Annotated in this window: 13 protein-coding genes and 1 pseudogene; 5 read left to right on the top strand and 9 right to left on the bottom strand. The window is 73.2% G+C overall.

All coding sequences use genetic code 11. The features are described from left to right. The coding region (locus STRAU_RS19000) for a serine/threonine-protein kinase (RefSeq protein WP_158692091.1) at positions 1–1042 on the bottom strand (1042 nt) is incomplete at its 3' end. A gap of 224 nt (positions 1043–1266) precedes the next feature. Here STRAU_RS19000 and glgP point away from each other — a divergent pair. Further along, positions 1267–3897: an alpha-glucan family phosphorylase gene (gene glgP, locus STRAU_RS18995; protein WP_016641990.1), complete on the top strand. Its 2631-nt coding sequence runs from the start codon at positions 1267–1269 to the stop codon at positions 3895–3897. A 173-nt stretch (positions 3898–4070) separates the two neighbouring features. On the opposite strand, the gene STRAU_RS18990 is transcribed toward glgP, so the two are convergent. From STRAU_RS18990 to STRAU_RS18970, 5 genes and pseudogenes are all read right to left on the bottom strand, one after another. Beyond that, a complete protein-coding gene (locus tag STRAU_RS18990) occupies positions 4071–5714 on the bottom strand; it encodes a M4 family metallopeptidase (protein WP_016641988.1) in 1644 nt (547 codons plus the stop codon). Between the two features lie 263 nt (positions 5715–5977). Next, positions 5978–7674, bottom strand: a pseudogene (locus STRAU_RS18985) (M4 family metallopeptidase); the annotation flags it as partial. 269 nt (positions 7675–7943) lie between these two features. After that, positions 7944–9896, bottom strand: a complete 1953-nt coding sequence (locus tag STRAU_RS18980) for an SMI1/KNR4 family protein (protein ID WP_016641985.1) — start codon at positions 9894–9896, stop codon at positions 7944–7946. Between the two features lie 67 nt (positions 9897–9963). After that, on the bottom strand, positions 9964–11859 hold the full coding sequence (locus STRAU_RS18975; protein ID WP_016641984.1) for an ABC transporter ATP-binding protein: 1896 nt from the start codon (positions 11857–11859) through the stop codon (positions 9964–9966). Continuing rightward, positions 11856–13721: an ABC transporter ATP-binding protein gene (locus STRAU_RS18970; protein WP_016641982.1), complete on the bottom strand. Its 1866-nt coding sequence runs from the start codon at positions 13719–13721 to the stop codon at positions 11856–11858. Before STRAU_RS18970 ends, STRAU_RS18975 begins: the two co-directional genes overlap by 4 nt. A gap of 193 nt (positions 13722–13914) precedes the next feature. On the opposite strand from STRAU_RS18970, the gene STRAU_RS18965 reads away from it, so the two are divergent. From STRAU_RS18965 to STRAU_RS18950, 4 genes are all read left to right on the top strand, one after another. Continuing rightward, positions 13915–14847: an ABC transporter ATP-binding protein gene (locus STRAU_RS18965; RefSeq protein WP_016641981.1), complete on the top strand. Its 933-nt coding sequence runs from the start codon at positions 13915–13917 to the stop codon at positions 14845–14847. Beyond that, positions 14844–15623 carry an ABC transporter permease gene (locus tag STRAU_RS18960; protein ID WP_016641983.1) on the top strand — a complete coding sequence of 260 codons (780 nt, stop codon included), beginning with the start codon at positions 14844–14846 and terminating at the stop codon, positions 15621–15623. The genes STRAU_RS18965 and STRAU_RS18960 overlap by 4 nt, the downstream gene beginning before the upstream one ends. 86 nt (positions 15624–15709) lie before the next feature. Further along, positions 15710–17017, top strand: coding sequence for a sensor histidine kinase (locus STRAU_RS18955; protein WP_016641980.1), 1308 nt, complete (start codon positions 15710–15712; stop codon positions 17015–17017). Next, positions 17007–17639, top strand: coding sequence for a response regulator (locus STRAU_RS18950; protein ID WP_037660364.1), 633 nt, complete (start codon positions 17007–17009; stop codon positions 17637–17639). Before STRAU_RS18955 ends, STRAU_RS18950 begins: the two co-directional genes overlap by 11 nt. Before the next feature lie 154 nt (positions 17640–17793). Here STRAU_RS18950 and STRAU_RS18945 read toward each other — a convergent pair whose 3' ends face one another. The 3 genes from STRAU_RS18945 to glgX form a co-directional block, all read right to left on the bottom strand. Beyond that, entirely contained in the window at positions 17794–19023 is a 1230-nt protein-coding gene (locus STRAU_RS18945) for a S1 family peptidase (RefSeq protein ID WP_078621324.1), read from the bottom strand. A 162-nt stretch (positions 19024–19185) separates the two neighbouring features. After that, entirely contained in the window at positions 19186–20139 is a 954-nt protein-coding gene (locus STRAU_RS18940) for a LysR family transcriptional regulator (protein WP_016641977.1), read from the bottom strand. A 66-nt stretch (positions 20140–20205) separates the two neighbouring features. After that, positions 20206–22458 (bottom strand): glycogen debranching protein GlgX, encoded by a 2253-nt coding sequence (glgX, locus tag STRAU_RS18935; protein ID WP_078621326.1) that lies wholly within the window; start codon positions 22456–22458, stop codon positions 20206–20208. Positions 22459–22524: the final 66 nt, after the last annotated feature.

The raw sequence follows: 22524 nt of genomic DNA, 5'->3' as shown, positions 1-22524 counted from the left end.
GGGAGTGCCCGGCCCCGGTGGCCGACTGGCCCGGGGCGGTGCCGGGGCGGTCCAGCGCGGTCGCCGGGCGCCCGGCCTCCGGCTCCGGCCACCGCGGGGCCACGGGCACGGGGAGCAACGGCTGCCCCGAGGCGCACAGTTGCTCCACCTCCCGGCCCGCCGCGCCGATCTGCGCGCGGACGGGCCCGGGCCACTCGGGGGCCGCGGCCGCGTCCCGCAGCTCCCGGAACCGCTCGGCGACGTCCGCCGCGCCGGGCCGCTCGCCCGGGTCCCGTACGAGACACGCGGCGAGCACGGACCGCAGCTCCTCGGGCATCCCGCCGAGATCGGTCTCGGCCTGGGAGACCCGGTACAGGACGGCCGCCACCGGCCCGTCACCGAACGGATCGCGCCCGGTCACCGCGTACGCGAGCACCGAGGCGAGACAGAAGACGTCCGACGCCGCCACCACGTGTCTGCCGCCCGCGACATGCTCGGGCGACATGAAGCCCGGGGTGCCGACGAGCAGCCCCGTCGACGTCATCGTGGTGGCCGCCTGCACCCGCGCCACGCCGAAGTCGATCATCTTGGGCCCGTCCGCGCCGAGCAGGATGTTCGCGGGCTTGAGGTCGCGGTGCAGCGCCCCCGCGGCGTGCACGGCGGCCAGCGCGTGCGCCATGCCGGTCCCGAGGGCCGCGACGGCCCCCGCCGGCAGCGGCCCGTGCTGCCGCACGGCCTCGGTGAGGGTGGGGCCGACGACGTACTCCGTGGCCAGCCAGGGCTGTTCGGCCTCCGTGTCGCTGCCGACCAGGCGCGCCACGAAGGGGCTGTCGACCGACGCCGCCACCTCGGCCTCGCGCCGGAAGCGCCGCTTGAACACGTCGTCCGTCGCGAGCTCGTTCCGGATGGCCTTCACGGCGACCAGGTCCCCGGGGCCGCACGGCCCGGACCGCTCCAGCGGCCGGGCCAGGAACACCTCGCCCATGCCCCCCGCGCCAAGCCGCGCCAGCGTCTCGTACGGGCCGATCCGCCGTGGTGACGACTCCCGCAACTGGCCGATCATCCCCCGTGCCCCCCCTGTGCCGTGGTGAACTCCCGTGACCCTGGGGCACGTTATCCGGGCGCCCATCGGCCGGGCACGGCAGGTCCACGTCAGGATCGGGCCGGGCGAGTGCGCCCCGCGCGCCGTGGCTGCCCGGCCCCCCGCGCCGCTACCGTCGATACGCCGCGACGGCCAGGTGCGCCGCCCGGCAAACGCCACGTACGTCTTTCCGACAGAGGTGCCCTGTGAAAGCCATCCGTCGATTCACCGTACGTCCCGTGCTCCCCGCCCCGCTCGGCCCGCTCGCCGAGCTCGCCCGCAATCTGCGCTGGTCCTGGCACGCCGGGACCCGCGATCTCTTCCGTGACGTCGACCCGGGGCTGTGGGAGTCCTCGGGCGGCGACCCCGTGCGGCTGCTCGGGTCCGTGCCGCCCGCGCGGCTCGCCGAGCTCGCCGCCGACGACGGCTTCCTGCGCCGGCTCGACGAGGCCGCCGACGCGCTGCGCGAGTACGTCACCGGGGTGCGCTGGTACCAGGAACGGCAAGGCGACACGGACGCCGAACTGCCGGGCGCCATCGCCTACTTCTCGCCCGAGTTCGGCGTCACCGCCGCCCTGCCGCAGTACTCCGGCGGGCTCGGCATCCTCGCCGGCGACCACCTGAAGGCGGCCAGCGACCTCGGCGTGCCCCTCATCGGCGTCGGACTGCTCTACCGGCACGGCTACTTCCGGCAGTCCCTGACCCGCGACGGCTGGCAGCAGGAGCACTACCCCGTGCTCGACCCCAACGAGCTGCCCCTGACGCTGCTGCGCGAGGCCGACGGCACCCCCGCCCGGGTGCGGCTCGCCCTGCCCGGCGGCCGGGCCCTCGCCGCGCACGTCTGGCAGGCGCAGGTCGGCCGCGTACCGCTGCTCCTGCTCGACTCGGACGTCGAGGAGAACGACCCCGGCGCGCGCGAGGTGACCGACCGGCTCTACGGCGGCGGCAGCGAGCACCGGCTGCTCCAGGAGATGCTCCTCGGGATCGGGGGCGTGCGGGCCGTGCGGACCTACTGCCGGCTCACCGGGCATCCCGAGCCCGAGGTCTTCCACACCAACGAAGGCCACGCGGGCTTCCTCGGCCTCGAACGCATCCATGAACTCGTCCACGACGGGGCCGACTTCGACTCCGCCCTGGAGTCCGTGCGCGGCGGCACCGTCTTCACCACCCACACCCCCGTGCCCGCGGGCATCGACCGCTTCGACCGCGAGCTGGTCGCCCACCACTTCGGCCCGGCTGCCGAACTCCCCGACATTGACGTCGAGTTGATACTCCGCCTCGGTATGGAGACCTACCCGGGCGGTGAGCCGAACCTCTTCAACATGGCCGTGATGGGGCTGCGGCTCGGGCGCTGCGCCAACGGCGTGTCCACGCTGCACGGCAAGGTCAGCCGGGAGATGTTCCAGGGCCTGTGGCCGGGATTCGACCCCGAGGAGGTGCCCATCACCTCCGTCACCAACGGCGTGCACGCGCCCACCTGGGTCGCCCCCGAGGTGATCCGGCTCGGCGCCCGCCAGATCGGCCAGGAGCGCACCGACCGCGCCCTGTCCGTCGGCGGCTCCGAGCGCTGGGACGCCGTCGCGGACATCCAGGACGCCGACATCTGGCTGCTGCGCCGCGAACTGCGCGCCCAGCTCGTGCACGAGGTCCGGCGGCGGCTGCACGTGTCGTGGCGGCAGCGCGGCGCCGCCACCGCCGAACTCGGCTGGATCGACGAGGTCCTCGACCCCGACGTCCTCACCATCGGCTTCGCCCGCCGCGTCCCCTCGTACAAACGACTGACGCTGATGCTGCGCGACCAGGACCGGCTGATGGAGCTGCTCACCCACCCCGAGCGGCCCGTGCAGATCGTCGTCGCGGGCAAGGCGCACCCCGCCGACGACGGCGGCAAACGCCTCATCCAGGACCTGGTGCGCTTCACCGACGACCCGCGCGTGCGCCACCGCGTCGTGTTCCTGCCGGACTACGGCATGGCGATGGCGCAGAAGCTGTACGCGGGCTGCGACGTGTGGCTCAACAACCCGCTGCGGCCGCTGGAGGCGTGCGGCACCTCCGGCATGAAGGCCGCCCTCAACGGCTGCCTCAACCTGTCCGTCCTGGACGGCTGGTGGGACGAGTGGTTCGAGCCCGACTTCGGCTGGGCCATCCCCACCGCCGACGGCGCCGCCACCGACGACCACCGCCGCGACGACCTCGAAGCCGCCGCGCTGTACGACCTCCTGGAGCGCCGCGTCACGCCCCGCTTCTACGAGCACGGCCCCGGCGGCCTGCCCGACCGCTGGATCGAGATGGTCCGCAGGACCCTGACCCGGCTCGGCCCGAAGGTGCTCGCGGGCCGCATGGTGCGCGAGTACGTGGAGCGCCTGTACGTCCCCGCCGCGCGCGCCCACCGCATGCTCGCGCCGGACGCCGCCGCCTCGCTCGCCGCCTGGAAGTCCCGGGTCCGCGCCGCCTGGCCGGGCGTCGCCGTCGACCACGTGGAGGCCACGGCCGTCGGCGCCACCGCCGAACTGGGCGCCACGCTCGCCCTCCGCGTCCGCGTCCAGCTCGGCGAGCTGACCCCCGACGACGTCGAGGTCCAGGCCATCGCGGGCCGCGTGGACCCCGAGGACCACATCACCGACGCCACCCCGGTCCCCCTGAAGCCCGCGAGCGGCCCCGACACGGAGGGCCGCCTCCTCTACGAGGGCCCCCTGTCCCTGGACCGCACGGGCCCGTTCGGCTACACGGTACGCATCCTCCCCGCCCACCGCCTCCTGGCAGACGCCACGGAACTCGGCTTGGTGGCGGTGCCTTCGGAGACGACGGGTGAGGCGGCGGGTGTCCTGATGCGGTAACGGGATGCGCACGGCAAGGGGATGCGCACGGCAAGGGAGCTTCCCCAAGGGGCGCGGGGAACTGCGCGCCCAGCCACAACGCACCCGCAGAATGACCGCAACATGGTGCGGGCGGCACCCGGGGGGTTGGGTACCCCGGATGCCGCCCGGCTCGACTGGGCCCAGGGGCCCGGCTACTTGACGTTCACACCCGTCCAGGCGGCCTCGACAGCCTTCTGCTCGGCGGAACCCGCGCCGTAAAGATCACCCGCGGCCTTGGCCGTGTCCTTGCGCGCCTGCGCGTAATCCGTCGTGGTGGTGAAGTACGTGGTGAGCGCCTTGAACCAGATCTTCTCGGCCTTCTCACGCCCAATGCCCTCGACCTTGGACCCGTCCTTGGTCGGGCTGTCGTACTTGACGCCGTTGATCTCCTTCGCGCCGCTGCCCTCGCTCAGCAGGTAGAAGAAGTGGTTGGCGATGCCGGACGAGTAGTGCACGTCCACGTTCCCGGCGTTGGAGTCCCAGTAGTCCAGGGAGTTGCCGTCCTTGGAGGGCTTGTCCATGTGCCGCAGCGGCGACCCGTCGCCGTTGATGTCGATCTTCTCGCCGACGAGGTAGTCACCCTTGTCCTCGGCGTTGTTCGCGCCGAACTCGACGGCCGCGGCGAAGATGTCGCTGGTCGCCTCGTTCAGGCCGCCGGACTCGCCGCTGTACTCCATGTTGCCGGTGGCCGCGGTGACGCCGTGGGTCATCTCGTGGGCGGCCACGTCGATGGACGTGAGCGGCTTGGCGTTGCCCTCCCCGTCGCCGTACGTCATGCAGAAGCAGGAGTCCTGCCAGAACGCGTTGACGTAGTTGTTGCCGTAGTGCACGCGGGAGGTGGCGCCCTTGCCGTCGCCCTTGATGCCGTTGCGGCCGTGCGTGTTCTTGTAGTAGTCCCAGGTGAGCTGGGCACCGTAGGCGGCGTCGACGCCCGCGGTCTGGGCGTCGGCCGGCTTGCCGGTGCCCCACGTGTCGTCGGCGTCGGTGAAGAGCTTGCCGCCGCTGGAGCCGTGGTTCAGGTCGTACGTCTTGTGGCCGCCGCGCCCGCCGTCGGTCAGCTCGAAGCCGCTGCCCCCCTTGGTGGAGCCGATCTCGACGTCGCCGCTGTACTGGCTGTGGCCCTTGCCGTTCTCGACGGCCTGGTACTGGAACAGCTTCTTGCCGGTGGCCGCGTCCGTGATGACGTGCAGCTCGCTCGGCGTGCCGTCCTTCTGGGTGCCGGTCACGACCGTCTCGAAGGCCAGCGTCGGCTTGCCCTGCGCGGCCCAGACGACCTTGCGCGGCGCGTTGGCGTCCGCCTTCTTCGTCTCTCCGGTCTTGGCCGCGGTCGCCTCGGCCGACTTCGCGACCGCCTTCGGCGCGAGCTTCGCGCTGGTGGAGGCGACCTTCACGGCGGCCTTCGTTGCCTTGCTGACGCCCTTGACCGCGCCGCTCTTGGCGGTGTGCACGACCAGGTCGCCGCCCAGGACGGGCAGTCCGGCGTAGGTGCGCTCGTAGCGGGTGTGCGTGGTGCCGTCGCGGTCCTTGACGACGTCCCTGACGATCAGCTTCTCCTTGGCCCCGAGGCCGATCTTCTCGGCGGTGGCCGCCGTCTTCGTCTCGGCGTCCTGGATGAGGCCCGCGCGGACGGAGGCGGACAGCCGCATGGGAGAGGCGGACGGAGTCTCGGCCTTGGCCTTGCTGACGTCCGGCTGGGCGGACGCGCCGGTGGTCAGCCCGGCCGTGAGCAGCGCTCCGGCGGCGACGGCGGTGGCGATGGCCAGGGTGGAGCGCTTCCTCGATATGTGGGGGGTCACGCAAGCTCCTTGTGTGGGGGAGCCCGGGTGGCATGGGGGACCACCCGGGCCAGAAGTGCTGTGCGGTACTCGTGTGCCGTGCGGGGGAAGCGTGCCATTTGGGCCAGGTACATGTCAGGACCTTGATTGAATGTTGGCCAAATTACGTTCGTTGGCCGATGGTCAAGGTCCGTAATGCGAACAGAGGGTGAACGGGGGTGCCGCGCCGAGGAGTTGGGGCTACCGGATGCCCGGCGCGACACCCTCGTACGGTGTCGTCGCTACGGCCGGGAACCGACGTTGACCGCGGCCCACGCGTTGGCCACCGCGGCGTACTCGGCACTGCCCGTGCCGCCGTACAGCTCGCTCGCGGCCGCGAGTGTTCCGGTGCGCGCCGCCGCGTAGTTGGTGGTCGTGTTGAACTTCGTGGTGAGCGCGCGGAACCAGATCTTGGCGGCCTTGTCAATGCCGATTCCGGTCACGGGCTTGTTGTCGTACGTCGGCGAGTCGTAGGAGACGCCGTTCACGACCTTCTTCCCGCTGCCCTCGCTGAGCAGGTAGAAGAAGTGGTTGGCGATGCCCGAGGAGTAGTGCACGTCGACGTTGCCGGCGCTGCTGCTCCAGTTGTCCAGGGACCTGCCGTCCTTGCTCGGCTTGTCCATGTAGCGCAGCGGCGTGCCGTTGCCGCGGATGTCGATCTTCTCGCCGACGAGGTAGTCGCCGACGTCCGAGGCGTTCTTGGCGTTGAACTCGACGGCGGCGGCGAAGATGTCGCTGGTCGCCTCGTTCAGACCGCCGGGCTCGCGGCTGTACTGCATGTTGCCGGTCGCCGACGTGACGCCGTGGGTCATCTCGTGGGCGGCCACGTCGATGGACGTGAGCGGCTTGGCGTTGCCCGCTTGGCGTTGCCCGCGCCGTCGCCGTACGTCATGCAGAAGCAGCCGTTCTGCCAGAACGCGTTGGAGTAGTTGTTGCCGTAGTGCACGCGGGAGCTCGCGCCGACCCCGTCGTTGCGGATGCCGTTGCGGCCGTGCACGCCCTTGTAGTAGTCCCAGGTGAGGGCCGCGCCGTAGTGCGCGTCGGCGCCCGCGGTCTCCAGGTTGGACGGCTGGCCGTTGCCCCACACGTCGTCCGGGCCGGAGAACAGGGTGCCGGTGCCCGACGTGCTGCGGTTGAGGTTGTACGTGCGGTGGTTGCCGCGCTGGGTGTCGGAGAGCGTGTACCGCGAGCCCGATCCCGCGGTGCCGAGGGTGACCTGGCCGCTGTACATCGTGTTGCCGGTGCCGTTGTGCACGGCCTGCCACTGGCCCAGCTTCTTGCCGGTGGCCGCGTCGGTCACGACGTGCAGCTCGTTCGGCGTGCCGTCCTTCTGGAGGCCGCCGACCACGGTCTCGTAGGCGAGGACCGGGGCGCCGCCCTTGGCGCCGGCGAGCCAGACGACCTTGCGCGGCGCCTGCGACGCCTTGGTCTTCGTGGACTTCTCGGCCTTCGCCGCGCCGAGCGCCTGCTTCTCGGCCGCGGCGGGCTTCACGTCGGCGCCGGTGTCGATGCCCGTCAGACGGGCCTTGGAGGCGCGGTTGACGTCCTTGACCTTGCCCGCCTTGTCGGTCGCCACCACCATGTCGCCGCCGAGCACGGGGAGACCGGCGTAGGTGCGCTCGTAGCGGGTGTGCGTGGTGCCGTCGCGGTCCTTGATCACGTCGCGGACGACGAGCTTCTCCTTGGCGCCGAGGCCGAGGGTGTCGGCGGTGGCGGCCTTGCTCGTGTCCGCGTCGCGTATCAGCTCGGCGCGCTGCGACGGGGACAGCTTCATGGACAGGCTGCCGGTGTCGACCTTGGTGCCGGCGGACGGGTTGTCGGCGGTGGCGGTACCCGCCTGCACGGCCATCCCGAGGAGGGCGGCGACGGCCGTGAAGGTGCCGATGGCGGTGGCCCGCCTGCGGGCGGAACGTCTGCGGGGTGTGGGGGAGTTGCTGCTCAACACGGACTCCTTCTGCGCGACCGCTGGTCCAGCGGCCAGGGGGCGACCGGACGGCGGTGACCGTCCGGGGCGGAGCAGGCAGTACGTGGTGCTGTGAGCCGCGGGCACGTGAGCGTGAGCGCGCGGGCGACTGGTGAGGGGAAGAGTCCCATTCGAGACAGGGACATGTCAGGTGTGTGAACGCACATTGGCTGGATTACGTTCGGTGCGTGGGTTCGGACGTCCGGTATTCGGTATGCGGGCGTAATGCCCGTGCGCCGCGCTGGAGTTCAGGCGTCCGGGCCGTCCGGTGCCTGTGGGTCCTCCGGCGTCCCGATGCGGACGCTCGCCACCAGATACGTCTCGCCCGGGCCCGGCGGGCGCGTCCAGGAGCGCGTGACGAAGGTGTGCAGGCGGCCTTCGGTGAGCGCGTGCCGGGGGAGCGAGACGCCGAACGCGGCCGCGATCGCCGCCAGGGCGGCCGCCTCGTCCCACCGCCCCTGGCGGAAGAGCCGCTCCGGGTCCAGGGCCTCCGGTATGTCCCCGCTCCGCTCGACGGCGGTGCCCTGGACCGTGCAGGCGTACCGCTCCTCTCCCCGCTCCGCGACGGAGAGGTGGAACAGCGCGGGCTGCCCGTGCTCGGCGGGGGCGGCCCAGACCACGACGGCGCGGCCGTTCCGGGAGGCGGCCACGGCCGGGGACGCGAAACGCGGCGCGTGGAACGGCAGCGGGTCCGCGTCGAAGGCGAAGCTCCAGCCGGGCCCGGCCCGGCCGACGGCCACCAATGCCTCGTCGTACGGCAGGCTCCCTCGGGCGTCCGCCTCCCAGCGCGCCATCGGCGCCCGCAGCGCCGTGTCGCCCTTGGCGCCGATGACAGCGGGGAGTTCGCGCGCCTCCACGCCCTCCACCAGGACGAAGCGGTACGCCTGGCGGGGGCCGTCCAGCTCCCGGTCCGCGAGCCAGGCCAGGCCGTCCGGGGAAACGTCGGCGGCGGGGCAGGCCGTGCCCGTCGCCTCCCCGCCCCGGGGCGTGCCCGTCGCCTCCCCGCCCCGGGGCGTGGCCAGCAGCTCCCGCCGCCGCTCCGCCGTGAGCACCGGCGCGAGGAGCGGATCGGCGAGCAGGCCGACCGGCGCCAGCTGGTCGGGCCCGAGGGGCCGCCACTCGGGCAGGGCGGCGAGCAGGGTGTGCCAGGCCGCGTCCGTCTCGCCCCAGCGGGCCTGCTCCCGCGCCGCGCGCACCGCCGCCCCGAAGGGGCCCTCCGGCGCGTACACGAACGTCCGCTCCCGGGCCTGCCGCAGCGCCTGCTCCGCGGGCCCCGTCAGCTCGGCCGGGACAGCCCCCACACGGAACTTGAACGAGTCGTCGTCGCGCCAGGACTCCTCCGCGTGCTCGGCGGCGAGCACGGGGAGCAGCTCCTGCTCGTACACGGGGTCGGCCGCGAGTCCGCCGAAGTCCGCCAGATACGTGTCGCCGAGCAGCCACTTGATCTGGTCGAGCAGTGCCTTGGCGCGGGGGCGCCCGAACTCCCGCGCCTCGGTGAGCAGCCGCTCGGCCCGTTCGTAGTCCCCGCGCAGGGCATCCCGTCGCGCCTCCGACACGTTCGCGTCCAGGGCCTCGGTGGTGGCGTTCGCGAACTGTGGCGCGTCGTCGCGGTCCGCGCGCAGGCTGTGGAACTCCCGGTACATCTCCTGCATGAAGTCCCGGAAGGCGCCGTGCCGTTCAGGGGGACTCGCCCTCCAGGGCGCCCACGTGTACACCGCCCATTCGCCGTGCTCGTCCACGTCCTGCGGGTCCATCACCACGTACACGGCGTCGGACTCCACACCCAGGTCGAGCGCCCGGTCCCACAGGTCGGCCTCGTCGATCTCCTCCGGCGACGCGTCCTCGTCCAGATACTCGCGGAACATCTCGCCGAGCCCCGCCTCGTCCCGGTGCCACCGCACGTGCTCCGTGCCTCCGAGCAGGTACACGAACCCGCCCGCGTGCCGCCACCCGTCCGTCACTTCGAGGAACGACCGGTACGACGGCGGGAGGCGACGGCCGAGGCGTTCCTCGAGCGCGGCGATCCGCTCGGGTGTCGCGGGTGCGAACCCGAGCCAGCGGGCGCGCAGCGCCTCCTCGTCGCCGTCGAGGCCCTCCTCGCCGGGATCCCGGGCGCCGGCCCACTCCTCGCTCCACCGCGTCAGGAACTCCCGCCAGCCGAACTCCGGTCCGGCCCCCGTGCTCGCGTTCGTCTCAGTCATACGGCGATGGTCGCAGCCACCACTGACAATGCCGCTGACCTCCGCGTACGCGACCCGTGGAGGGACGCTACGACGCCCCGCCGCCCACCACGCTGTCCCGCCAGGCCCGGTGCAGCTCCGCGAAGGGGCCCGTGCCCGCGATGAGTTCGGCGGGGGCCCCGTCCTCGACGATCCGCCCGTGCTCCATCACGAGCACCCGGTCGGCGATCTCCACCGTCGAAAGGCGGTGGGCGATCACGACGGCGGTGCGGCCGCGCAGCACCGTGTCCATCGCGCGCTGCACGGCCCGCTCACCGGGGATGTCCAGCGAGCTGGTGGCCTCGTCGAGGATCAGCACGGCGGGGTCGGCGAGCAAGGCCCGTGCGAACGCGACCAGTTGGCGCTGACCCGCCGAGATGCGGCCGCCCCGCTTGCGTACGTCGGTGTCGTAGCCGTCCGGCAGGGAGGTGATGAAGTCGTGGGCGCCGATGGCCTTCGCGGCGCGTTCGATGTCCCCGCGGGTGGCCTCCGGGCGGCCGATCGCGATGTTCTCGGCGACCGTGCCGGAGAACAGGAACGCCTCCTGCGTGACCATCACGACGCCGCGCCGCAGCTCGGCGTTGGCGAGGTCGCGCAGGTCGACGCCGTCCAGGAGGACGCGGCCCTCCGTCGGGTCGTAGAAGCGGGCGAGCAGCTTCGCGAGCGTGGACTTGCCGGCGCCGGTGGAGCCGACGACGGCGACGGTCTGCCCGGCCGGGAGCGTCAGGTCGAAGCGCGGCAGGACCTCGCCGCCGGTGCGGTACGCGAAGCGCACCCCGTCGAACTCCACGGTCCGGCCGGGGTGTTCGGAGGCGAGCGCGGGCAGCGGCTTCTCGGTGCCGGGCGCGGGCTCAGGGACGGACGGCGTCTGCGCGAGCAGCCCCGCGATCTTCTCCAGGGAAGCCGCCGCCGACTGGGCCGAGTTGAGGAACATGCCGAGCCGGTCGATCGGGTCGTACAGCCTGCGCAGATACAGCACGGCCGCGGCGAGCACACCGAGCGCGAGCGTGTCCTGCGCGACGCGGTAGGCGCCCCACAGCACGATCCCCGCGACGGCCGTGTTCGCGACGAGCCGCGAGCCCACCACGTACCGCGCCATTTCGAGCAGCGCGTCGCCGTTGACACGCTCGTGCCGGTGGTTGAGCGCGGCGAACTGATCCTCGTTGGCGCGCTCGCGGCGGAACGCGCGGACCGGGCGGATGCCGTTCATCGTCTCCGTGAACTTCACGATGACGGCGGCGATGGCGGTGGAGCGGGCGCGGTAGACCTTCCCCGCGCGGCGCTGGTAGAGCCGGATCAGCAGATACAGGGGCACGAACGACAGGACGGCGACGGCGCCGAGGCCCCAGTCCAGCCAGAGCAGCATCAGCGAGATGGAGACGAAGGACAGGATGACGGTGAGCAGTTCCTGAAGGCCCTCGTTGAGCAGCTCACGCAGCGACTCCACGTCCGTGGTGGCGCGGGAGATCAGCCGCCCCGACGTGTACCGCTCGTGGAAGTCGACGCTCAGCGCCTGCGCGTGCCGGAAGATGCGGCCGCGCAGGTCGAGGAGCACGTCCTGGTTGACGCGGGCGGACGCCACGATGAACGCGTACTGGAACGCGCCCGCCGCTGCCGCGCACCCCAGGTAGGCCACGCCGACCGCGATCAGCGGGCCGTTGTCGTCCGCCCGGAAGGCGGGCACGGCACGGTCGATGGCGTACGCGACGAGCAGCGGCCCGGCCTGGATGACGGCCTGCTGGACCAGGAGCAGCAGGGCGGCCACGGCGACACGGGCGCGGCGGGGCGCGAGCAGGGAGCGCAGCAGGGCGCCGGTGGCGCCCGGGGGAGCGGGCAGGGTGTCCTGGTCGAAGGCGGCGTCGAGGGCGGCGGTGGCGGCGGGGTCGCCGTCGGCCGTCGAGGCACCGGTGCCGGTACTGGTGCTCTTGTCGTCGACCGTGGTCATCCTTCCGTCCCCCCAGACATCAGCCATGCGTACTCGGCGTTCTCCCGCAGCAGTTCCTGGTGCGTGCCCACGGCCGTGACGCGTCCGCCGGACAGCAGGGCGACGCGGTCCGCGAGCAGCACGGTCGACGGGCGGTGCGCCACCACCAGCGCCGTGGTGTCCTTCAGGACCCGCCGCAGTGCCGCCTCCACCAGCGCCTCGGTGTGTACGTCGAGCGCGGACAGCGGGTCGTCGAGGACGAGGAAGCGGGGCCGGCCCACCACCGCGCGGGCCAGCGCGAGCCGCTGCCGCTGCCCGCCGGACAGGCTCAGTCCCTGCTCGCCGACCTGCGTGTCCGCGCCCTGCGGCAGGGCGTGCACGAACTCGGCCTGCGCCACCGCCAGGGCCCGCTCCAGCGCACCCCCGTCGTGCGGGGTGTCCGCGCTTCCGTCCGCGCCCATCAGGACGTTCTCGCCCACGGACGCGGAGAACAGCGTCGGCTCCTCGAAGGCCATGGACACCAGCGCGCGCACGCGTGCGCGTTCCATCGCCGCGATGTCCTCGCCGTCGAGCGTGATGCGGCCGCCGGTCACCTCGTGCAGCCGGGGCACGAGGGCGGTCAGCGTCGTCTTGCCGCTGCCCGTGGCGCCGACGAGCGCCATGGTCTCGCCCGTGCGTATGTGCAGGTCGATGCGTTCCAGGACGGGCGGGGCGTCGTCCGGCGCGTCCGGGTAGCGGAACTCGACGGCGTCGAAACGGATGCCGTCGGCCGGGGACGGGGGCGCGCCCGCTCCTCGCGGCGCCGGGACGGCGGTGGAGCCGAGCGCGTCCTCGCCGGACCCCGCGTCCTCGCCGGGCCCCGAGTCCGCCTCGGTCCGGGACTCCGGCTCCGCGTCGAGCACCTCGAAGTACCGCTCCGTCGCCGTCGCCGCCTCCTGGCTCATCGCCAGCAGGAAGCCGATCGACTCCACCGGCCAGCGCAGCGCGAGCGCCGTCGACAGGAACGCCACCAGCGTGCCCGTCGACAGACCGCCGTCGGCCACCTGCACCGAGCCGAGGACGAGCGCCGCCCCGATCGCCAGCTCCGGAAGCGTCATGATGACGCCGTAGATCGCGGCGAGCAGCCGGGCCTTGACCAGCTCCGTGCCGCGCAGCGTGCGCGACAGCTCACGGAAGGCCCGCGCCTGACTGCGGTGCCGTCCGAAGCCCTTGATGATCCGGATGCCGAGCACGCTCTCCTCGACGACGGTCGTCAGATCGCCCACCTGGTCCTGCGCGCGCCGCGCCACGGCGGCGTACCGCCCCTCGAAGTACGCGAGGAAGGCCACCATCGGCAGCACGGGGGCGAGCAGCACCAGGCCGAGCACCCAGTCCTGGGCGAGCAGGATGGCCATGCCGACCGCGATCGTCGCGCCGTTGACGACCAGGAACGTCAGCGGGAACGCGAGGAACATGCGCAGCAGCATCAGGTCCGTCGTACCGCGCGAGAGCAACTGGCCGGACGCCCACCGGTCGTGGAACGCGACGGGCACGCGCTGCAGATGCCGGAACAGGTCCGCCCGCATCGCCGCCTCCACGCTCGCGAGCGGCCGCGCCACCAGCCAGCGCCGGAAGCCGAAGAGCAGCGCCTCCACGACGCCGAGCCCCAGCAGGAGCAGCGCGCCGAGCCAGACACCCCCGGTGTCCCGGTCGGCCACCGGGCCGTCCACCATCCACTTCAGGACGAGCGGGAACAGCAGCCCCGTGCACGATGCCACGATGGCGACGAATGCCGCGCTGAACAGGCGTGTTCGTACGGGACGCACATACGGCCACAGCCGGGTGAGCGTCCGGACGGCGGACCGGCCGCCGCGTTCCTCGGCAGGTGCATGTGTTGTCGGCATCAGGGGCGAGCCTACGTTTCACCACTGACACGGCCCACCGAGTTTTGGACCGGCCGGGATCGGCCGCTGGTCCTAGGCCGGACGCCATGTGGGGCCCGTCGGGGCGCATCGGGGCGCATCAACCGATCGGTTGATGCGGGGCAGAGCGTGATGGCCGATGTGGGGGAGAGGCCCCGGCGGCGAGGCTTGCCCCATGCCTCCTCCCATCATCGAAGTCAGGGGCCTGCGCAAGGTCTACGGCGGACGGGCCGTCGTCGACGGCGTCTCCTTCGCCGTCGAACAGGGCGAGATCTTCGGCGTCCTGGGCCCGAACGGCGCCGGCAAGACCACCACCGTCGAGTGCGTCGAGGGCCTGCGCGTGCCCGACGCGGGCACGGTGCGCGTCACCGGTCTCGACCCGGTCGCGGACCACCCGCGGGTGACGCGCGTCCTGGGCGCGCAGCTCCAGGAGAGCGAGCTCCAGCCGAAGCTCACGGTCCGCGAGGCACTGGAGCTGTACGCCGCGTTCTACGCCACCCCGGCCGACTGGCGCCCGCTGGCCGAACGGCTCGGTCTCGCCGACAAGTCGGCCACCCGCTTCGCCAAGCTCTCCGGCGGCCAGAAGCAGCGCCTGTTCATCGCGCTCGCACTGATCGGCAACCCGCGCGTGGTCGTGCTCGACGAACTCACCACGGGCCTGGACCCACGGGCGCGCCGCGACACCTGGCGCCTCATCGAGGACGTGCGGGACAGCGGGGTCACGGTCCTGCTCGTCACGCACTTCATGGAGGAGGCCCAGCGGCTGTGCGACCGCATCGCGGTCATCGACCAGGGCCGGGTGGTCGCCCTCGACACCCCCGCCGGCCTCATCGGCCGCACCGCGAGCTCCACGGTCATCTCCTTCACCCCGTCCGTGCCGCTGGCCCCCGCCGACCTGGCCGCCCTGCCCCGGCTCGCCTCCGCCACCGAGAAGGACGGCCGCATCACCCTCAACGGCACCGACGACACCGTCGACGCCCTCCTCACCCTCCTGGCCCGCCGGCACGTCACGGCCCACCAACTCCGCGTCACCGACGCCACGCTGGACGACGCCTTCCTCGACCTCACGGACACCCGCCCCGGACACCACCACGGAGCCCCGGCATGACGGCCACAGCCACCGCCTCTCACGCCCCGCACGCCCCCCGCGCCGCCCGCGCCGTGCTCAAGGCCGAGCTGCGCCTGTTCCGGCGTGAACCGGGCTCCCTGTTCTGGGTCATGGTCTTCCCCACGCTGCTCCTCGTGATCCTCGGTTCCGTCCCGTCGTTCCGCGAGGCGCAGGACGACCTGGGCGGCATCCGGCTCGTCGACGCCTATGTCCCCGTGACGGTGCTGCTCGCCACGATCATGTCGGGGCTCCAGGCGATGCCGCCGGTCGTCACGGGCTACCGCGAGCGCGGCATCCTGCGCCGCATGTCGGCCACCCCCGTGCGGCCCTCCGCCGTCCTCGGCGCGCAGATGGGACTGCACGGGGCCGCCGCCCTCGGCTCCGCGCTGCTCTCCCTCGCCGTCGGCCGCGTCGCCTTCGACGTGCCGCTGCCCCGCCAGGGCGTCGGGTACGCGGTCGCGCTGCTGCTCGTCACCTCCTCGGCGCTCGCCCTCGGCGCCCTGGTCTCGGCGCTCTCGCGGACCTCCAAGGCGGCCACCGCGGTCGGCTCCGCGGTGTTCTTCCCGATGATGTTCAGCGCGGGCGTCTGGCTGCCGGTGCGGGCGATGCCGGACGCGCTCGCCCATGTCGTCGAGGCCCTCCCGTTCGGCGCGGCGGCCGAGGCCCTGAACCAGGCGGCCGCGGGGGACTGGCCCGGACCCGTCCACCTGGGCGTCCTGGTCCTGTGGACGGCCGTCCTCACGGCGGCCGCGGCCCGGTGGTTCCGGTGGGAGTGAGGGCGGGCGCGCCGGGTGTCCCCGCGCTTCGATCCCGAACGAAGGACGAGCCGGCCACCGGCGGCAGCCTCCAGGAAACTGGGGTCATGACCCCCACGTCCCAGGCGGCCGCGATGCCTCCCGCGTCCCGCGCATCCGCCACGTCCCCCGCCGCCCTGGTGGACGAGCGCTGGCAGCTGTTCCACCGGTGGGGCCCGCTCACCCTGCTCGTCTTCTCCGCCCTGCTCTCCGCCGCCACCGCCGAAGCCGTGGGCATGGAAGCAGGCGAGTGGGGCCTGGCCGCCGGGCTCATCGCGGGCGCCCTGCTGCTCCAGCTCTGGTGGAACCCGGCCGCCCGCACCCGGCCGGGACCGACCCCCGCGGGCGCCGCGTACTACTTCCTGCGCTGGGCCATCGCCTTCACGCTGTCCTGGCTGAACCCGTTCTTCGTGTTCTACGCCGTCACCGGGTACTTCGGCTCCGAACGCCTCCTCGTCCGGCGCCTCGTCCCGGTCGGCCTGTTCGCCACCGCCGTCGTGATGGCGGGCGCCCAGTCGGGCGGGTTCCCGCCGCCCGGGCGAGGCGCCTGGATGCTGTTCGGCGCGATGCTCGCGGTCAACGTCGGGCTGCTCGTGGTGTTCTCCCACATCGCGAACAAGGAAGAGGAGCGCAACCGGTTCCAGGACCGGACCATCGACCAGCTCGAAGAGGCCAACGCCGCCCTCCAGCAGGCGCTCGACGAGAACGCCGCGCTGCACGCCCAACTCCTGGTCCAGGCCCGCGAAGCGGGCGTCGCCGACGAGCGCAGGCGCCTCGCCGCCGAGATCCACGACACCATCGCGCAGGGCCTCGCCGGCATCATCGCCCAGCTCCAGGTCGTCGCGAACACCCCCGACCCGACCCGCGCCCGCGAGCACCTCGACCGCGCCGCCGCCCTCGCCCGGCAGGGCCTCGGCGAGGCCCGGCGCTCCGTGCACAACCTCGCCCCGGTCGCCCTGGAGCACGACGCCCTGCCCCGCGCCCTGAGCAAGACGGTCACCGCGTGGAGCGAACGCACGGGCGTGCGCGCCGAGTTCACCCTCACCGGCACCGCCGAGCCCCTCCACGACGAGGTCGAGGCGACCCTGCTGCGGATCGTCGAGGAGGCGCTGTCCAACGCCGCCCGGCACGCCGCACCCACCCGCCTCGGCGTCACCCTGTCGTACATGGCGGGCGAGGTCGCGCTCGACGTACGCGACGACGGCCGCGGCTTCGACCCGCTCGCCCTGCCCGCCCGCACCCGCGCCGGCGGGTTCGGCCTGCCCGGCATGCGTGCCCGCGCCGAACGCATGGCGGGCACCCTCACCGTGGAGTCGGAACCCGGCGGCGGCACGGCCGTTTCGGCGCGCGTACCGTTGGTGGGCGATGAACGCTGAAGTGATCACCCTCGTCGTCGCGGACGACCACCCCGTGGTCCGCGACGGGCTGCGCGGCATGTTCGAGTCCGCGCCGGGCTTCGCCGTGCTCGGCGAGGCGGCCGACGGCGTCGCGGCCGTCGACCTTGTCGTCCGGCTCGATCCGGACGTCGTCCTGATGGACCTGCGGATGCCGGGCGGCGGCGGAGTCGACGCCATCGCCGAGCTCACCCGGCGCGGCGCCCGCACCCGCGTCCTGGTGCTCACCACCTACGACACGGACACCGACACGCTCCCCGCCATCGAGGCCGGCGCGACGGGCTATCTGCTCAAGGACGCCCCGCGCGACGAGCTGTTCGCGGCCGTCCGCGCCGCCGCCGATGGCCGCACGGTGCTGTCACCGGCGGTCGCGTCCCGCCTGGTGAAACGCGTACGTGCCCCTGGCGACGAGCCGCTGAGCGCCCGCGAACGGGGGGTGCTCGCACTCGTCGCCAAGGGCACGTCCAACCGCGACATCGCCAAGGAGCTGTTCATCAGCGAAGCCACGGTCAAGACCCATCTCACCCACATCTACGGCAAGTTGGGCGCCAAGGACCGTGCCGCGGCCGTCGCGACGGCGTACGGCCGCGGCATCCTCGGCTGACGTCGGGGCCACGTCGGCCGAGGCCGGAATCCGGTCCTCGCGGCCGTGCCTCCCCCCGGAGTCACGGCCTCCCGGCCCTGGGTCCGCACCCGCGCCCCACCAGCGCGGATGAGCAGCGAGCCCGCCGCGCGCAGACGGCGGGCCCGAGTGTGCATCAGACGGTCTTCAGCGTCAGCTGGAACTGCTGGAGAAGCGGGTTGATGGGCTGGTGGAACGTGGTCCCGCCGGAGCGGCAGTTGCCCGAGCCGCCCGAGGTGACGCCCTGCGCCTGGCTGCCCGAGATGTACGAGCCGCCGGAGTCACCGGGCTCCGCGCACACGGTCGTGCGCGTCACGCCGTTGATGGTGCCCTGGGGGTAGGTGACGCTGGTGTTGTGCTGCGAGATCGTGCCGCAGTGCCAGCCGGTGGTCGATCCTGAGCGGCAGATCGAGCCGCCCACCGGCGACTGCGTCGAACCCGCGACGCTCACACGCGCGCCACCGGCCCCCTTGACGTACGGAGTGGCCGTCCACTGCGCGTTGGTCGCCACCCACGCCATGTCCCGGCCCGGGAAGATCGAGCCCCGGAACGTGCCCTGGGCCTGCTGGTTGACGCCGCGCGTCGTCGTGCCCACACGCCCGCAGTGCCCCGCGGTCGCGAAGCCCTGCGTCGCGCCCTGCGTGACGGAGAAGCCCACCGAGCAGCGCCCGCCGCTGCCCATGTAGTACGCCTCGCCGCCCACGATGTCGTAGAAGGAACGCGGCCGGTCGGCCGTCTTCTTGATCTGTACGAGGCCGGAGCCGACGCCCGCCCGGTCCACCAGCGCCTTGGCGGCGGAGACCTTGACGGCGTTCACGACGACCGCGTTGGACTTCACGTCGACGTACCAGACGGGCGCGTCGGCCGTGCGGGTGCTCTTCGCGGCCCGGTCCAGCTGGGCCTTGGCGGCGTCCAGCCGGCTCACGGAGTGGCGTACCACCAGGGCGCGGGCGCCCTCGGCCTCGATCGCCGCGACGTCCCGGGCGTCGGTGGTGGCGACCGTCAGCGTGGCCGAGGTGGCGCCGCCCACCCAGGCACCCGCGAAGTCGCGCCCGAGCGCGGCCTGCAGGGACCCGGCGGTGGCGCCCGCCTCCGCCTCGTTGACGAGCCGCTCCTTGGCCTGGCCCGCGGTGAGCCCGAGGTCGCGCTGCATCGCCTTGAGGATCTCGGGAGAGGTCTTCGCCACGGCGGCGGTCGCCGCGGCGTCGTGCGGTGTGGGGGAAGGGGCGTCGGACTGAGCGGACGCCGAGCCGGGCATACCGGCCAGCACGAGCGCGCCGGCGGCGGCGAGCGAGGCACCCGCCGCCTGGACGCGACGGACGGTACACCTGCGTTGAGTCGGGGAGGCAGGTCTGTGCTGCTGCATGGGGGTCTCCTCGGTGTGGACGGGGAGCGGCGGACCCGTGAACGCGGGGAAGCCGGATCCGCTCGTTCTCCGGTCGACGACACCGTAGAAGCGCGAACAGCACGCCAGTAGATACCAACTGCCCCCCTACGCCGACGTTATGGAAGCGGCGACGCCCCCTGGTTACGGGAAGGGCCGGGCTGGCGAAGCCAACCACGCCGAGTAACTCTCGCTGCGGGCGGCAGCCTCCGCATGGGCCGCCCGCGCATGCGCGAGCACAGCCGCCGCTGTGTCATGGGCGTACGTCTCCGGATGCCACCCCAGCAGATGCCGCCAGTAGAGCGGCGCCCCGGCCAGCGGCCGCGTCACGATCCCCGCGGTGGGCGGAAACGTGGCCCGGCACAACCCCACCGCCCGCCCCACCTGCACCAGATGAACGCACGACGCGGTGTCGGTCTCGTACACCGAGGAGGGAGTGAACCCCGCCCGCGCGCACGCGGCGGTGAAGCAGTCCCCGAAACACCCGTCGCCCGGCACGTCGGCCCACGCCTCCCCGGCCAGCTCGGCGAGCTCGATCTCCGCGGCCCCGGCCCACGGATGCCCGGTGGCGAGCATGACGAACACCGGGTCGCGCGCCACCTCCCGCCACACGAGCCGCTCGCTCTCGGGCGGCGTGCTGGCGCCGCACGTACCGATGAGCGCGAAGTCGAGGCGCACGTCCGCGACCTGCGCGGCGATGTCGCGCTCCGACCAGGAGGTGTACGTGGACACGGGGCGGTCGGGGTGCGCGGCGGCGAGCCGGTCCACCAGAGCGCCGAGCAGCGGCCCGTGCGTCCCGCCGAGCCGGAACCCGCGCCGGTCCTGCCACACCCGCGAGAACCGCGCGGCCTCCTCCTGGAGCCCGCTGACCGCGGGCAGCACGATGCGCGCCCGCGCGAGCACGAACTCGCCGAGGGCGGTGGCCCGCACACCGGACCGGCCGCGCTCGAACAGCTCGCCGCCCAGGGCCCGTTCGATGCGCTTCAACTGTGCGCTGAGCGCGGGCTGCGCGAGCCCGAGCGCGGTCGCCGCCTTGGTGAGGCTGCCCGCGTCGGCGATCGCACGGATCGTCTTCAGGTGCCGCAACTCCAGGTCCATGCGGCGAGCTTCGTCCGCACCGGGGCCCTGGGCAATACCTTGGTACGTACCTGAATACCCATCACATCATGTCCCCGGGTCAGCCCCGGGAACCGCCCGCAGCAACAACGCCGACCGCGCGGTGACCGTCACCGCCGCCCCCGCAGCGAGCAGCGTCCCCGGCGCCTCCTCCTGCTCCTCCAGGCAGGTGTCCACGAGCACTTCGTAGGCCGCGGCCCACGGCGGCCCCGGAAGGACGAAGTCCACCCGCCGGTCCGCCGCGTGCAGCACGGCGAGGAAGCTGTCGTCCGTCACCGGCGCCCCCCGCGCGTCCCGCCCCGGTATGTCGAGCCCGGACAGATACATGCCGAGCGTCGCCGCGGGCGCGTACCAGTCGGCCTCCGTCATCTCGGTGCCGCGCGCCGTGAACCACGCCACGTCCCGCAGCCCGTCCGCCGAGTGGGCCCGCCCGGAGAAGAAGGCGCGCCGCCGCAGCACCGGATGCCGGTGCCGCAGCGCGATCAGCCGCGCGGTGAGCCCGAACAGCGCCCGCCACCCCGGCTCGTCCCGCGCTTCCCAGTCCACCCAGCTCACTTCGTTGTCCTGGCAGTACGCGTTGTTGCTGCCGCGCTGCGTGCGCCCCATCTCGTCGCCCGCGACGAGCATCGGCACTCCCGTCGACAACAGCAGCGTGGTCATCAGGTTCCGCAGCTGCCGCCGCCGCAGGGCCCGCACGCCGGGGTCGGCGGTCTCGCCCTCCACCCCGCAGTTCCAGGACCGGTTGTCGTCCGAACCGTCCCTGTTGCCCTCCCCGTTGGCCTCGTTGTGCTTCTTCTCGTACGTCACCAGGTCGCGCAGCGTGAAGCCGTCGTGGGCCGTCACGAAGTTCACCGACGCGTACGGCCGCCGCCCGCCCCACGCGTACAGGTCGCTCGACCCGGACAGGCGGTACCCCAGATCCCGTACATCCGGCAGGGCGCCCCGCCAGAAGTCCCGCACCGCGCCCCGGTACCGGTCGTTCCACTCCGTCCACAGCGGCGGGAACGCCCCCACCTGATAGCCGCCAGAGCCGACGTCCCACGGCTCGGCGATCAGCTTCACGCGCCGCAGGACGGGGTCCTGCGCGATGACCGCGAGGAACGGCGAGAGCATGTCGACGTCGTGGAAGGACCGCGCGAGCGCCGCCGCCAGGTCGAAGCGGAAGCCGTCGACGCCCATCTCCGTCACCCAGTACCGCAGCGAGTCGGTGATCAGGCGCAGCACGTGCGGCTGGACGACGTGCAGGGTGTTCCCGCAGCCCGTGTAGTCGGCGTACCGGCGCGCGTCGTCCTGGAGCCGGTAGTAGCCGCGGTTGTCGATGCCCTTCAGGGACAGCATCGGCCCCAGCTCGCCCGCCTCGGCGGTGTGGTTGTAGACCACGTCCAGGATCACCTCGATCCCGGCCTCGTGCAGCGCCCGCACCATCCGCCGGAACTCGCCGACCTGCTGGCCCCGGGTGCCGGACGCTGCGTACGCGGCGTGCGGCGCGAAGTACCCGATGGAGTTGTAGCCCCAGTAGTTGCGCAGCCCCCGGCGCAGCAGATGGTCCTCGTGCGCGAACTGGTGCACCGGGAGTAGCTCGACGGCCGTCACGCCGAGGCGTACGAGATGCTCCACGGCCGCCGGGTGCGCCAGCCCCGCGTACGTACCGCGCAGCTCGGGCGGCACCTCCGGGTGCCGCTTCGTGAAGCCGCGCACGTGGAGTTCGTAGATGACCGAGTCCGCCCAGGGCGTCTTCGGGCGCCGGTCGTCGCACCACTCGTCGTCCGGCGCGTCGTCGTGGACCACGACGCCCTTGGGCACGTACGGGGCCGAGTCCCGGTCGTCGCGCACGGTGTCGGCGACCTGCTGCTGCGGCCAGTCCCGGACATGGCCGTACACCTCCGGCGGCAGCGCGCCGTAGTCGTTGCCCGCGCCCGCGTCGACCGCGCGGGCGTACGGGTCGAGGAGCAGCTTCGCCGGGTTGAAGCGGGCGCCCGTCCACGGGTCCCAGCGGCCGTGCACCCGGAAGCCGTACCGCTGACCCGGCAGGACGTCCGGCACGAAGCCGTGCCAGATCTCGTGCGTCAGCTCCGTCAGCGGGCACCGGGTCTCGACGAGCCGCCCGCTGCCCGCGCCGTCCGCCCCGACTCCGACGTGCGCGCTGTCCGCCTCGTCGAACAGACACAGCTCGACGGCCTCCGCCCCGCCCGCCCACAGCGCGAAGTTGGTGCCCGCGACCCCGTCGGGCCCCACCCGGAAGCGGGCGCCCAGCGGCGTCGGCGCCCCCGGCCACACGGTCCGCGGGGGCGCCTGGGGCAGCCGCGTGCCGCGCCCGCCGTTGTGCCCGGCGGCCCCGGAGCCGTCGGTGTCGTCGGCGGGGCGGCG

This window comes from Streptomyces aurantiacus JA 4570, from assembly GCF_000414115.1.
Lineage (GTDB): Bacteria > Actinomycetota > Actinomycetes > Streptomycetales > Streptomycetaceae > Streptomyces > Streptomyces aurantiacus_A.
Note: the sequence above shows the minus strand (reverse complement) of the source record. Positions and strands in the feature narration are given on the sequence as shown.